Here is a 13,175-nt window from a genome sequence, read left to right as displayed (position 1 = left end):
CATATCATGGTTTTCTATCGATTGAAGGCATTACCAAGACGTTTTAGTTCCGGGCCAGTTTGATCTGTGGCAGGCCTTAGCAACAATGGGGGCTAAGGCACTCGGACTTTTACCCGTTGTGATAGCTATCGGTATTTCCGGCTCGATCGTTGGCAAACCTGGTATTGCTCCAGGTTTCATCGTGGGCCTGGCGGCTAATGCTATTGGTGCGGGTTTCATCGGAGGCATGATCGGTGGCTACATTTCTGGGTATATCGCTTTTGCAATTATAAAAAATATCAGGGTCCCGAGCTGGGCTCGGGGTTTAATGCCAACATTAATTGTTCCATTTTTTGCATCAATTATCAGCGCACTGATTATGGTTTATATAATCGGGACGCCTATCGGTATTTTTACAGATGCTCTAACATTTTTCCTTAGAAGTATGGGAGCTTCATCTAATTTAGTTTTAGGTGCTGTTATTGGAGCATTGTGTATCGTAGATTTCGGAGGGCCGATCAATAAAACTTGCTTCGCGTTCGTCTTAACACTTCAGGCTCAGGGTGTAAATGAGCCAGTTACTGCACTTCAGTTAGTTAACACTGCAACACCTATCGGTTTTGGACTTGCTTTTTTTATTGCTAAACTTTTTCGCAAAAATATCTATAATAACGAGGAAGTCGAAATGTTAAAATCAGCGGTTCCTATGGGGGTGGTAAATATTGTTGAAGGATCTATACCTATAGTTATGAATGATATCGTTCGTGGTATTACTGCTGCAGCAATAGGTGGCGCCTGTGGCGGCGCGATTACCATGGTATATGGTGCTGATGCAACAGTGCCTTTTGGTGGCGTTTTGATGATTCCTACTATGTCTCATCCTATGGCAGGTATCATGGCATTGCTGGTAAATATATTTGTCACTGCAACAATTTATGCCGCCATCAAAAAAGATGTTCCTCGCGATATTATCGTGAATAATAATCATGAAGAAGATATCGATTTGAATGATATTAAAATAAGCTAAGCATATACGTAAGACATCCAAGGTGCAAATAATCAGCGAACTACATTCTGGGAATGTGTAAGGGGGGGGCGGAAAATTACCTACCCCCCTTAGGTTAAATATAATCATTTGATGAGAGCTTAGTGAAAACGATGAAGCGTGGCGACATAAGTATCATGCCGAAACCAGACGGGTTAACGGCAGCAAAAAATCTTGTGGAAGCGTTTGAACACTATATTTATTAGAAAAGCCCGCGCGGAAAACCGGCGAGCTTGTTACGTAGTTAACACCGCTGACCGGGTCGGAACTCGCTACCGCGAAGCAAACCGGGCGACATGCTCTGCGAGAAAATCAATTTCTTGTGGCGTATTATAGAAAGCCAGCGACGGCCGGACGGTACTTTCATAACCAAAATGGCGCAGAATCGGTTGCGCGCAGTGATGTCCGGACCGCACGGCAATACCGACCTGACTCAGATAGCGCCCCACTGCTTCATTTTCATGCCCCTCCAGCACGAAAGATAAGACGCTGGTTTTGTTCGCCGCTGTGCCGACCAGCGTCAGGCCCGGAATAGCCGACAGCTTTTCGATCCCATACTCCAGCAAGGCGTGCTCGTACTGCGCAATATTTTCAATCCCCAGCGAGGTGACATAATCGATAGCCGCCCCCAGCCCGACGGCATCGGCAATATTGCCCGTTCCCGCCTCAAACTTATTCGGCGAGGGTTGATAGCGGGTCAGTTCAAAAGTTACGTCGGCAATCATATTCCCGCCGCCCTGATACGGGCGCGCCTCTTCCAGCACCTCCTGCTTGCCATATACGACGCCGATCCCGGTCGGTCCAAAAATTTTATGCCCGGAGAAGACGAAGAAATCGGCATCCAGCGCCGTGACGTTGGTCGGAATATGTGAAATAGACTGCGCGCCGTCGATGGCGATGCGCACGCCAAAACGATGGGCGATTTGCACCAGCTCCTGAACCGGCGTAACGGTACCCAGCGCGTTGGAAACGTGGGTAGCGGACACAAAACGGGTCTTGTCATTGAACAAACGGACATATTCCTCAACGATCAGCTGCCCGTGCTCATCAACCGACGCGACGCGGATCACCGCTCCCGTCTCCTGCGCAATGAGCTGCCACGGCACAATGTTGGCGTGATGCTCGAGCAACGTGAGGATAATTTCATCCCCCGGCCGTAACAGCGGCTTCACGTAGCTGTGCGCTATCAGGTTGAGCCCTTCCGTGGTGCCACGCACGAAGATGATATTCTCCGGGCCGCGCGCGCCGATAAACTGCGCCACTTTGTCACGCGCGGCTTCATAAGCATCGGTGGAACGTGCGGCAAGGGTATGCGCCGCCCGATGAACGTTCGAGTTTTCGTGCAAATAATAGTGGCTAATGCGATCGATAACCTGCTTCGGGCGCTGGGTCGTCGCGGCATTGTCCAGCCAGACCAGAGGATGACCGGCCACCTGTTCGGCAAGGATCGGAAAATCAGCGCGGATCCGTTCAACCGGGATCTGCCCGACACGCGCTGGCGGCGCTGGCTTTGCGCCAATAGAAGGTCGCGCCGCGAATCCGCGAGGCGCGATATCCCCCCGGCTCTCCTGCCCCAGAGGCACCACCCGCGGCGCGTAGGCGGCCTCGGCGGCCCGCGGGCGTGCGGGCGTGTCGCCCAGCAACCCTTTCAGGTCCCGCGCGTCGGGCAGTCCGTAATCCCGCGCGGAGGGAACGTCACCCGCCTCGCCCGGCCATTCGCTGGGCGCGTGGGGAAGCGTGAATAAATTACTCGTAGTCATAATATTCACCCACTTCAACGTCTTCCAGCACGGCAATGGCGTCATCGGCCAGGATCGCAGCGGAGCAATAAAGTGAGAGTAAATAGGATGCCACGCCGTTATCGTCGATCCCCCGGAAGCGCACCGACAATCCGCGCGACTGTTCGTTTGGCAGCCCTTCCTGATAAAGCCCCAGCACTCCGCGTTTGCTTTCACCGGAGCGAATCAGCAGGATATTGGTTTTCCCGCCCTGGCCTTTTGGGTTTTTCAAACCATCAACAAACAGTTTATCGGAAGGGATCAGCGGAATACCGCGCCACAGGATAAAAGTGCCCCCATGCAAATTCACGGTGACCGGCGGCACGCCGCGTCGCGTGGCTTCACGCTGAAATGCGGCAATCGCACGCGGGTGGGCCAGGAAGAAGGATGGCTCCTTCCAGACTTTTGACAGCAGCTCATCCAGGTCATCCGGAGTCGGACGGCCATTGCGGGTCTGAATACGCTGCGAGTCATCGATATTTTTCAGCAATCCATATTCATCGTTATTGATCAGCTGACTCTCCTGGCGCTCGCGCAGGCTTTCAATCGCCAGCGCAATCTGCTCTGACGCCTGGTCGTACGGCGAGCTGTAGAGATCGGCGATTTTGGTATCCACGTTAATAATGGTCGTAATGGAATCGAGCTGGTATTCACGCGGCGTGGTCTGATACTCGATGTAGCCCTGCGGTATTTCAACGCGCGTCGGGTCCTGGCTGCATAATACGTCCAGCGGCGTATCACCCTCCACGACCTTGTTTACCCGATAAATCCCAGATTCCAGGCCTTTATAGTCGAGAAAACGGCTGACCCAGCGCGGGGTAATCGCCGCAAATTGCGGAGCCGTTTTGGTAACGTTCGCTAACTGATACGCGGCTTCACGCCCCAGAGCATTAATGCCTTTTTGTTCTGCCATGATGATTCCTTAGTGTTTGAAATAGTGGAGCTGAAGGTTAGTACTGCGGCAAACGGGTATCCACATCCCGCGCCCAGGCGTTTAAGCCATCTTTTAAGTTCATCACGCGGCCCTGGTAACCTGCGCGCTGTAGTGCCCGAATCGCGAAAATACTGCGCTGCCCGATCTTACAGAGAAACACCGCATCGACAGTCGGGTCGAATTCACCGATACGCCTGACTATCTGGCCCAGCGGCATCACTTTTGCCTGCGGAAATTTGGCAATCGCCCTTTCGTGTGGTTCACGAATGTCGATCAGCTGCAGGGGTTTACCCTCCTCTATCCAGGCGTGCAGCTCCTGGGCCGTGACACTTTCAACGGGAACCTCCGCCTCATCGGGTTTCAGTCCACAAAACTCCTGGTAGTCGATCAGCTCATGAATCGACGGGTGCTCACCGCATACCGGGCAGCCGGGATCTCTCGCCAGCCGCAGTTCACGCTGCTTCATCTGCCACACATCGAAGAGCAACAGGCGGCCAATCAGGCTCTCGCTGCCGCCGACGATCAGCTTGACCGCTTCCGCCGCCTGAATGGTGCCGATAATCCCCGGCAACACGCCGACAACGCCGCCTTCGGCACAGGAGGGCACCAGCCCGGGCGGCGGAGGCTCGGGATAAAGACAGCGGTAGCACGGCCCCTCTCCGGCATAAAAGACGCTGGCCTGCCCTTCGAACTGAAAAATGGATCCGTAGACCAGCGGCTTACCCAGCAAAACGCAGGCATCGTTGATCAGATATCGGGTTGGATAGTTGTCCGTACCGTCGACGACGAGGTCGTATTCGCGAATAATCTCCAGCGCGTTTTTACTGCTCAGGGTGGTGTTATAGGTCTCCACCTGCAGGTCGGGATTGATCGCTTTAATCTTGTCTTTCGCCGAGGCTACTTTGGGCCGGTTGATATCTTTGGTGCTATGAATGATCTGCCTTTGCAGGTTGGAGATTTCGACAAAATCAAAGTCGACAATCCCCAGCTTACCGATCCCGGCAGCGGCCAGGTACAGAGCCACCGGCGCCCCCAGCCCTCCTGTGCCGATAAGCAACACGCGGGCTGACTTCAGACGCTTTTGCCCTTCAAGCCCGACTTCCGGCAGCAGCAGATGGCGGCTGTAGCGGGCAATTTCCGCATGCGTCAGCTCCGTCAGGCGGTCGTCCGGGATAATGCTCGCTCTGCTCATACCGCCTTCCCGACGCCGCCTGCAATGGCGGGGACCAGCAGCACCTCAGCTCCATCGCTGACCGGGGTCTCCAGCCCTCCGGTGGTTTTAATATTGTTTTCCCCCACGTACAGATTGATGAAACTGCGCAACGCTCCGGTGTCGTCATACAAATGCTGCTGAATGTCAGGGAAACGCTCAGCCAGCGCCGCGACCAGCTGACCTACGGTGTGGCCTTCGAGGGTCACTTTCCCCTGGCCGTCGGTGAAGGCGCGTAGTGCGGTGGGAATCAGTAATGTCGATGCCATAGTGATAATCTCTCCGTGTTTTGCTCTGGTTTCAGGCAGCGCGCTGCCTGTTATTCACGTCATGGAACGGTGTGCACGTCCTCCTGCAGAAAGCGCTGGCGGTCCTGCGTCAGCCGCCAACTGGTGAGCGCGCCCGCCTGTCGCTGCGCGACCGCCACGATGATGTAGGCGTAAAACGGCAGCGCATGTTCGCGGTCAAACTCCGACGGAATAGCCGGATGATCGGGGTGCGAATGGTAATAGCCGACCACGTCCACTCCCTGAGCCAGCGCAGCGCGCTCCGCCCGCAGGGAGTCGTCGGCGGTGATGACAAAACGATGGTATTGCTCCTCCGATTCGTGGGCATTGACGATGGGGAAAATCGCCGTCACGCGGGCATCTCCCTGTGCAGAGAAATGGCCAAAAAGCGCGCCGCAGCATTCGTTGGGATAGACCTTTTCCCCTTCAGCGCCAATCTGCTTTGCAATTTTGTGGGTCAATTCAATCATCGGTTTCATTCCAGAAAGAGTCAGTCAGGTAACGCGAGCCGACATCACACAGCAGCGTGACCACCACAGCTCCTGCCGGCAGCGTGCGGGCCAGCCTGACGGCGGCGGCAACGTTTGCGCCGGATGAAATGCCGACAAAAATGCCATCGCGCCGGGCCAGCCGTCGCGTGATGGCGTAGGCCTCTTCGGTAGTGACAGAAATAATGTCGTCGAACAGGGTTTCGTCGAGAATGCCCGGTTTAATGCTGCTGCCCATATGCTTCGTCCCTTCAATGCCGTGGAAAGGTGAAGCGGGCTGCACGGCGAGCGTTTTGACCTGCGGATTCTCATATTTGAGCCGCCGCGCAGTGCCGACAAAACTGCCGGAGGTACCCATCCCCGCGACAAAATGAGTGATTTGTTGCCCGCTCTGATCCCAGATCTCTTTTCCGGTGGTCGCGAAATGCGTATCCGGATTAACGGGGTTGTTATACTGGTCGGGATAAAAATAGCGTTCCGGATGCGCAGCAACTTGTGCCTGAACTTCAATATATGCGCCGTCGGAACCTTCAAGCGGATCGGTTTCCACAATCGTGGCGCCATAATGGCGAATAATTCGTTTGCGCTCCGGGCTGGTATTCTGTGGCAGATATAGCCGGACGTGATATCCCAGCGCCGCGCCAATCATCGCGTAGGCAATTCCGGTATTGCCGCTGGTTGCATCAATAATCGTTTTACCCGGCGTTAATAAACCCCGCGCAATCCCGTCCAGTACCATGGCTTTCGCCGCGCGGTCTTTCACTGAGCCGCTGGGGTTCATATACTCTGCTTTTGCCAGCAGCGTTATGCCAGGCAACTCTGCGGCAAAAGACGGCAACGTTATTAAGGGTGTAGCGCCGATCATCTCAAGCAAATTCATAATCATTATCACGCCGTTATTTTTGTCTGTTTTGATGCACTGATCATTCCATTCCATTATTGGAATAATTAAATCCCATCACCGTCGCTGAAATGTTTTTGTTGCGCTCGGGCCTGCTGCACATTACTGTCTGGCGGAACATCGCGGGTTAGCCATATATTCCCGCCGATGCTGGAACGCGCGCCGATGGTAATTCGCCCTAATATTGTCGCGCCGGCATAAATAACTACGTCATCTTCTATTATGGGATGGCGAAGATAGTTTTTTTGCAACTGCCCGTCTTCACCGGCAATAAAGCGTTTGGCCCCCAGGGTGACGGCCTGATAAATACGCACCCGTTTACCAATGATGGCCGTTTCGCCAATCACCACGCCGGTCCCGTGATCGATAAAGAATCCATCATCGATCCGCGCGCCGGGATGAATATCTATTCCGGTCTGGCTGTGCGCCTTCTCGGAGATAATTCGCGCCAGCAGAGGCAGATCGAGCTGATGCAGCTCGTGGGCCAGACGATAATGGATCACGGCATGAATTCCCGGATAGCAGAGCAGCACTTCATCCATACTACGCGCGGAGGGATCGCCCTGATAAGCCGCGAGGATATCGCGATCCAGACACTGACGGATGACCGGCAAACGGTTGGCAAACTGCTGAACCCGCCTGACCGCCTCTTGCGACAGCACCTGACTCGCGCCCTCCTCGTCCTGCTCATCCGACTGATAATAGAGTTCCAGAAGCGCTTCTTCGGTGAGCCTGTCAAGCGCGGTGCCTAACAAATGGCCGACGTAATAATCTTCGCCCTCTTGGCGTAATTCGACGTCGCCTAACCGCATCGGATAAAGCACTTTTATCAACGTATCGGCGACTGAATTAACGCTTGCCCGGGAAGGTAAGCTACGTTTATTACGATAATTATTTTTCGCATGCTCATCGCGCCACGCCTGACGAACGTGACGCAGTTCATCGACAATATTATTTAAATACCAGTTATGTTCTCTTTTCGGTATGAGATACAACTCCCTCGCTTCCGGCATAATAATATCCTTCTTAAAATCACATCGATAAACCTGTTTTCTGTGTTAACTCACTTTTATGCATTACCCACATTAAAAACAAATAACCTTATTGACTTTGAATAGTTGAAAATAATAAATACACAAAGATCAACGCCATAAACTCAAAGCGGCCTCACGTAGTCAGTACCCATTGAGGCCGGGGACGCTTTCCCACTGGCGGCAAAACCGCTATGTGGACTGACCTCACATCTTTTCCATTATTTCTTCCCCGTATAAAGCGCCACACGCTCACCATCTTTCGCCTGGCCCGGCATTGGCACTCAGCTATACAACGCCGCGGCTGGCCAGGACTACCCCACTATTCAGACCGGGGTAATGCTGATTGCCGTTTGCTTCCTCGCCGTCAACCTGCTCAGCGACATCCTGCAGGATTGGCTCGACCCGCGCCACCAGGGAGCGCGCTAATTATGACCATGACCTTGTTCCTGCGCCGGCTCTCCCGACACGGGCTGGCACTGTTCGGCCTGTTTATTTTGTTCACCGCACTGCTGGTCTCTCTGTTGGCTCCGTGGCTTTCGCCTTACGATCCGCTTGCTGCGTTTGACGGCCTCCGTCTGGCGCCGCCGGGAACGCCGGGCCATTTACTCGGCCTGGATAATCAGGGGCGCGACGTGCTGAGCCGAATCATCTGGGGCGGGCGTAGCCTGCTTACGGCTTCGGTGCTGCCGATTATCTTCGCCGCGCTGGTTAGCCTCGCACTCGGCATGCTGGCAGGTTTTCGCGCCTCGGCCTTTTCCGAACTGATTATGCGCAGTATGGACATGCTGTTCGCCTTTCCGATGGTGCTGTTGGCCATTGGCCTTTCAGCGGTGCTGGGCAGCGGCTATCCGACGCTCATCATCACCCTGATTTGCAGCGTCATCCCCTACCTAACCCGCGTGGTCTATCGGGATACTCGCGCCGAGGCGGCGAAAGAGTACGTCGAGGCGCTACGCGCCCAGGGAGCGTCGACCATCGACATTCTGTTCCGTGAAATCCTGCCCAACGTGGCAACGCCGCTGATGGTTTACACCACCTCGCTGCTCGGCGGTATGGTGGTATTTCTGGCCGGTCTAAGCTTCCTCGGCCTCGGCGTACAGCCACCGCAGGCGGACTGGGGACGCATGGTTGGCGAAGGCGCACAGATGATGATCCTCGGTGCGCCGCACGTCGCTACTGCCCCGGCCCTGGCGATCGTGCTGCTATCGTTGGCTTTTAACTGGCTGGGGGACGGTTTGCGCGATCTCCTTGACCCTTACCAATAAGGAGCGGCAACCATGAGCCTGCTGCAGATTGCCCACCTTAACGTGCTTTTTCACCGCCAGAACGTGCAAGCGGTGGACGATGTCTCCCTGACCGTTGCTCCCGGCGAAGTGCTGGCGCTTGCGGGCGAATCTGGTTCTGGAAAAAGCGTCACTGCCGCCGCCATTCTCGGCCTGCTGCCTGCGGGCCAGGCGATGGTCAACGGCAGCATCACTTTTGACGGCCAGCCCTTGATGCACCAATCCACCGCGCGGCTTAATCGTCTGCGCGGACACGATATTGCGATGGTGTTTCAGAACTCGCTTTCCACACTCGACCCGTCATGGCGAGTGGGCAAGCAGCTGCAGCACAATCTGCGCCGCCTGCATCCGGCTCTGGGCCGTCGCGCTCTGCATGACGAGGCGCTGACGTGGCTTATCCGGATGAAAATTCGTCAGCCGGAACAGGTGATGGCGCTCTATCCGCACCAGCTTTCCGGCGGCATGCGCCAGCGTATCCTGATTGCCCTCGCCGCCATGTGCCGCCCGCGGCTGCTGATTGCCGATGAGCCTACCACCGCGCTGGATGCCACCGTGCAGCGCGAGGTGCTCCAGTTGCTCAAAGAGCTGTGCCAGCAGCAGCAGATGGCGCTGCTGATCATTACTCATGATTTCGGCGTGGTGGCCGCGTTAAGCGACCGCGTCGCAGTTATGCAGCACGGGCGCATCGTTGAGCAAGGGTCAACGGCTGACCTTATCGCCGCGCCGCAACACCCGTATACCCAATCGCTGCTGGCGGCGGTACCGTGGCCGAACACCACGCCGGCGGCCGAATACCGCGACGAAGACGCGCCGCTGCTGCAAACCCGCGGATTAGGAAAAGATTTCTGGCGTCGGGAGACGCGGGGCTGGTGGCCGAAAAAGGTGGCCGTTACGGCGGTTAATGACGTCAGCCTGACCGTTCAGCGCGGCGAAATTGTTGGCATTATCGGCGAGTCCGGGTCAGGAAAGTCCACCCTGGCGCGGCTGCTGGCGCAGCTGATCCCAGACGATCGTGGCGAAATGCGCTTTGCCGGCGCGCTGGTGAGCAACAAGGATAGGGACAGCATCACCGCTCTGCGTTGTCAGCTTCAGTGCGTCTTTCAGGACAGCCTGGCCTCATTCAACCCGCGTCTGACGCTGGAAGAGCAGCTGGTTCGCCCGCAGTTCCGTCTTGGCACCGTCGCACAGCGCCCGCAGGCGCTGGCGCGCGCCAGGTCCCTGTTTAGCGAAGTTGGGCTGGACGCCGCGCTGCTCCAGCGCTATCCGCACCAGCTCTCCGGCGGTCAGCGCCAGCGCGCCAATATTGCCCGCGCCCTGGCGGTGAATCCCCGCTTCCTGCTGCTCGACGAACCCACCTCCGCGCTGGATCTCACGGTACAGGCGCAGGTAATGACGCTGCTCACGCGTATGCACCGCCAGCACGCCCTGACCTGCCTGTTTATCAGCCACAATCTGGCCCTGGTCGCGCAGTTTTGCCAGCGCATTGTGGTGATGGCCCGCGGCCAGATAGTGGACGATTTCCCACGCCACGCGCTGTACGCCGCGGATCGTCACCCGATCACCCGGCAGCTGCTGGCCGCCAGCTACCTGCTGCCAACGGGCGCGACGGACGCGGCGTTAAAACGTTTTGCCTGACCCATTTTAATAAGGATGTACCATGACAACCGCAAAAAAACAGCTGTTATTCAACGGCTTTATGATGAACGTCGTCGGCCATGTCTCCGCCGGACTGTGGCGGCACCCCGATGACCGAGCCAGCGAATACACGACTCTCGACTACTGGCTGCACATTGCGCGCTTGCTCGATGAGGCCGGTTTTGACGCTATGTTTATCGCCGACGCGCTGGGACAGATAGACGTCTACCAGGGCAAACCCGATGCCGCGCTGCGTACCGCCGCGCAGTCGCCGGTCAACGATCCGCTGCTGCTGGTCTCGGCGATGGCCGCCGCCACCCGACAGTTGGGGTTTGGCATCACCGTTTCAACCACCTACGAGCATCCGTATTTGCTGGCGCGCAAGTTCACCACGCTCGACCACCTGACCAAGGGGCGAGTGGCGTGGAACATCGTGACGTCGGTGCTGGAGTCCGCCGCGCGTAACCTCGGGCTGGAAAAACAGATGGACCACGACGAACGCTACGAGCGTGCGCAGGAGTTCCTTCAGGTGACCTACAAGCTGTGGGAAGGCTCGTGGGAAGACGATGCGGTACGCCGTGACCGCGAGGCGGGCGTCTATACCGACCCTACCAAAGTCCACCCGATCCGCCATCAGGGGCGCTGGTTTACCGTGCCGGATGCGCACCTCTCTGAGCCCAGCCCGCAGCGGACGCCGGTGCTGTTCCAGGCAGGCACCTCGGACCGGGGTCGTCTGTTTGCCGCACAGAATGCCGAAGTCGTGTTCCTCGGCGGCACCACGCCGCAGTCAATCGCGCAGAATATCGACAAAATTCGCACGCTGGCGCATGAACAGGGGCGCGGCGCCGAGGCAATTCGCTTTATCACCGCCATCAGCGTGGTGGTCGATGAGGACGATACCCGGGCACACGCCAAATTCCAGGACTACCTCAACTACACCAGTCAGGAAGCGGCGCTGGCGCTGTTCTCTGCCTGGACGGGAGTGGACTGGTCCGGCTGGTCCCTGGACGAGCCGCTCAAATATATCGAAACCAACGCCAGCCGCTCGGCGCTGGCCGGGCTGACGCGCATTGACGCTGAGCGCCAGTGGACGGTGGGCGATATCAGTAACTACATCGGCATCGGCGGCATTCACCCGACGCTGGTGGGTAGTCCGCAGAGCGTCGCCGACCAGCTGGAAGCCTTTGCCGACGCCTCCGGGATTGATGGCTTCAACCTCGCCTACGCCATCAGCCCCGGCAGTTTCGAAGATTTTGTCCGCTGGGTGGTGCCGGAACTTCAGGCGCGGGGACGCATGCGTCAGGCGGACGGTACGTCGCTCACCCTACGCGAACGCCTGCAGGGTCGCGGGCAGCAGCGGCTGCGCGACGATCACCCCGGCACCCGCTTTCGTCAACTAACAGACGGCTATCCTCAGGAGGCGCAATGAGCATCCATCTGCACTGGTACCTGCCGACCAATGGCGACAGCCGGGGGATCGTCGGAGCAGGCGATGACTCTCAGCACATCAGCGGCATCAGCGGCCAGTTCCGCCCCGCCACTCTCGATTATCTGATCGATATTGCTCGCAGCGCAGAGCGCCTGGGCTTTGAAGGCGTACTGACACCGACCGGCAGCTGGTGTGAAGACGCATGGCTCAGCACCATGGCTATTAGCCAGCACACCGAGCGGCTGAAGTTTATCGTTGCCTTCCGTCCGGGTTTTATTTCGCCAACGCTGGCCGCTCATCAGGCGGCAAGCTTCCAGCGGCTGACCGAGGGACGGTTGATGATCAATATCGTCACCGGCGGCGATCCGGTTGAGCAGCGCCGCTACGGCGACCGGCTGGATCACGACCAGCGCTACGCCCGCAGCGGTGAGTTTATCGCCGCGTTTAAAGGCATTAGTCACGCCAGAAACAGCGGCCAGCCGTTCGATTTTCACGGCGAGCACTATCAGCTTGAGCAGGCCACCCTGCTACCCTCGCCGTGGTCAGTGCCGCCGGTGTTCTTCGGCGGTTCCAGCCAGGCTGCCCAGCAGGTTGCCGCCGCGCAGGCCGACACCTGGATTAGCTGGGGCGAACCTCCCGAACAGGTCGCACAGCTGTTGGCGACGGTGCGCGCGCTGGCCGCCGCCCAAGGGCGTACGCCGAGCTTTGGCATCCGCTTTCACGTCATCAGCCGCGACAGCGAAGAAGAGGCCTGGCGCGAGGCCGCCCGCCTGCTGCTCGGCATAACCCCGGAGCGCATTCAAAGCGCCCAGCTGCTTTTGGGGCGCACCGAATCCGTCGGGCAAAAGCGCATGAGCGCTCTGCTAGACGATATTCAGGCCGAGAAGGTGACGCCGGAAAACGTCCGTCAGCTGGAGATCGCCCCTAACATCTGGAGCGGCTACGCGCTGGTGCGCGGCGGCGTAGGTACCGCCATCGTCGGCAGCCACCAGCAGGTCGCGGAGAAGATCCAGGCCTTCCACGAGCTGGGCATTGAACACTTTATTTTATCCGGTCAGCCGCATCTTGAAGAAGCTTACTGGTTTGCCGAGGGCGCAGGTGCCCTGCTACGCCGCAGCGGACTGCTGCACTCACCACACCAACCATAAAAAAACATCGCCCTTAAGAGAGGA

At 57.3% G+C, this 13,175-nt stretch carries 12 protein-coding genes and 1 pseudogene; 6 read left to right on the top strand and 7 right to left on the bottom strand.

Features of this window, described 5'->3' with window-relative positions:
- Window positions 1-34 precede the first annotated feature (34 nt).
- Window positions 35-1,006, top strand: a pseudogene (locus tag AC1M2H_RS14105) (PTS fructose transporter subunit IIC); the annotation flags it as partial.
- Window positions 1,007-1,296: 290 nt separating this feature from the next.
- Here AC1M2H_RS14105 and AC1M2H_RS14100 read toward each other — a convergent pair.
- The 7 genes from AC1M2H_RS14100 to epsC all read right to left on the bottom strand — a co-directional run bounded on the left by AC1M2H_RS14100 (window position 1,297) and on the right by epsC (window position 7,434).
- Window positions 1,297-2,784 (bottom strand): SufS family cysteine desulfurase, encoded by a 1,488-nt coding sequence (locus AC1M2H_RS14100; protein WP_480147780.1) that lies wholly within the window; start codon window positions 2,782-2,784, stop codon window positions 1,297-1,299.
- A complete protein-coding gene (locus tag AC1M2H_RS14095) occupies window positions 2,771-3,715 on the bottom strand; it encodes a family 2A encapsulin nanocompartment shell protein (protein WP_480147779.1) in 945 nt (314 codons plus the stop codon). Before AC1M2H_RS14095 ends, AC1M2H_RS14100 begins: the two co-directional genes overlap by 14 nt.
- A 37-nt stretch (window positions 3,716-3,752) precedes the next feature.
- The gene (gene moeB / locus AC1M2H_RS14090; RefSeq protein ID WP_480151812.1) at window positions 3,753-4,928 is read right to left on the bottom strand and encodes a molybdopterin-synthase adenylyltransferase MoeB; all 1,176 of its coding nucleotides are present in this window, start codon (window positions 4,926-4,928) and stop codon (window positions 3,753-3,755) included.
- The gene (locus tag AC1M2H_RS14085) at window positions 4,925-5,215 is read right to left on the bottom strand and encodes a MoaD/ThiS family protein (protein WP_095101285.1); all 291 of its coding nucleotides are present in this window, start codon (window positions 5,213-5,215) and stop codon (window positions 4,925-4,927) included. The genes moeB and AC1M2H_RS14085 overlap by 4 nt, the downstream gene beginning before the upstream one ends.
- Before the next feature lie 59 nt (window positions 5,216-5,274).
- Window positions 5,275-5,703 carry a M67 family metallopeptidase gene (locus tag AC1M2H_RS14080; protein WP_480151811.1) on the bottom strand — a complete coding sequence of 143 codons (429 nt, stop codon included), beginning with the start codon at window positions 5,701-5,703 and terminating at the stop codon, window positions 5,275-5,277.
- Window positions 5,696-6,586, bottom strand: coding sequence for a PLP-dependent cysteine synthase family protein (locus tag AC1M2H_RS14075; RefSeq protein ID WP_480152322.1), 891 nt, complete (start codon window positions 6,584-6,586; stop codon window positions 5,696-5,698). The genes AC1M2H_RS14080 and AC1M2H_RS14075 overlap by 8 nt, the downstream gene beginning before the upstream one ends.
- An 83-nt stretch (window positions 6,587-6,669) precedes the next feature.
- A complete protein-coding gene (gene epsC, locus AC1M2H_RS14070; RefSeq protein ID WP_480152317.1) occupies window positions 6,670-7,434 on the bottom strand; it encodes a serine O-acetyltransferase EpsC in 765 nt (254 codons plus the stop codon).
- A gap of 495 nt (window positions 7,435-7,929) precedes the next feature.
- On the opposite strand from epsC, the gene AC1M2H_RS14065 reads away from it, so the two are divergent.
- Genes AC1M2H_RS14065 through AC1M2H_RS14045 form a run of 5 tightly spaced genes read left to right on the top strand, consistent with a single transcriptional unit; the run spans window position 7,930 to window position 13,151 of the window.
- Window positions 7,930-8,082: an ABC transporter permease subunit gene (locus AC1M2H_RS14065; protein ID WP_480151939.1), complete on the top strand. Its 153-nt coding sequence runs from the start codon at window positions 7,930-7,932 to the stop codon at window positions 8,080-8,082.
- A gap of 2 nt (window positions 8,083-8,084) precedes the next feature.
- Window positions 8,085-8,921, top strand: a complete 837-nt coding sequence (locus AC1M2H_RS14060) for an ABC transporter permease (protein ID WP_480151808.1) — start codon at window positions 8,085-8,087, stop codon at window positions 8,919-8,921.
- 12 nt (window positions 8,922-8,933) lie between these two features.
- Entirely contained in the window at window positions 8,934-10,574 is a 1,641-nt protein-coding gene (locus AC1M2H_RS14055; protein ID WP_480151807.1) for a dipeptide ABC transporter ATP-binding protein, read from the top strand.
- Window positions 10,575-10,596: 22 nt separating this feature from the next.
- Complete coding sequence (locus AC1M2H_RS14050) at window positions 10,597-12,003, top strand: LLM class flavin-dependent oxidoreductase (protein WP_480151806.1); 1,407 nt, start codon at window positions 10,597-10,599, stop codon at window positions 12,001-12,003.
- Window positions 12,000-13,151 carry an LLM class flavin-dependent oxidoreductase gene (locus tag AC1M2H_RS14045; protein ID WP_480151805.1) on the top strand — a complete coding sequence of 384 codons (1,152 nt, stop codon included), beginning with the start codon at window positions 12,000-12,002 and terminating at the stop codon, window positions 13,149-13,151. Before AC1M2H_RS14050 ends, AC1M2H_RS14045 begins: the two co-directional genes overlap by 4 nt.
- The last annotated feature ends 24 nt before the right edge of the window (window positions 13,152-13,175 follow it).

The organism is Klebsiella sp. F11 (genome assembly GCF_056712265.1).
This window is presented reverse-complemented; position numbering and strand designations above follow the sequence as displayed.

Coding starts and splice junctions, on each gene's coding strand:
- AC1M2H_RS14095 (WP_480147779.1), bottom strand. CDS start 3,715: ATGGCAGAACAAAAAGGCATTAATGCTCTGGGGCGTGAAGCCGCGTAT.
- epsC (WP_480152317.1), bottom strand. CDS start 7,434: ATGCGGTTAGGCGACGTCGAATTACGCCAAGAGGGCGAAGATTATTAC.
- AC1M2H_RS14045 (WP_480151805.1), top strand. CDS start 12,000: ATGAGCATCCATCTGCACTGGTACCTGCCGACCAATGGCGACAGCCGG.
- AC1M2H_RS14100 (WP_480147780.1), bottom strand. CDS start 2,784: ATGACTACGAGTAATTTATTCACGCTTCCCCACGCGCCCAGCGAATGG.
- AC1M2H_RS14060 (WP_480151808.1), top strand. CDS start 8,085: ATGACCATGACCTTGTTCCTGCGCCGGCTCTCCCGACACGGGCTGGCA.
- AC1M2H_RS14075 (WP_480152322.1), bottom strand. CDS start 6,586: ATGATCGGCGCTACACCCTTAATAACGTTGCCGTCTTTTGCCGCAGAG.
- AC1M2H_RS14085 (WP_095101285.1), bottom strand. CDS start 5,215: ATGGCATCGACATTACTGATTCCCACCGCACTACGCGCCTTCACCGAC.
- moeB (WP_480151812.1), bottom strand. CDS start 4,928: ATGAGCAGAGCGAGCATTATCCCGGACGACCGCCTGACGGAGCTGACG.
- AC1M2H_RS14080 (WP_480151811.1), bottom strand. CDS start 5,703: ATGATTGAATTGACCCACAAAATTGCAAAGCAGATTGGCGCTGAAGGG.
- AC1M2H_RS14050 (WP_480151806.1), top strand. CDS start 10,597: ATGACAACCGCAAAAAAACAGCTGTTATTCAACGGCTTTATGATGAAC.
- AC1M2H_RS14055 (WP_480151807.1), top strand. CDS start 8,934: ATGAGCCTGCTGCAGATTGCCCACCTTAACGTGCTTTTTCACCGCCAG.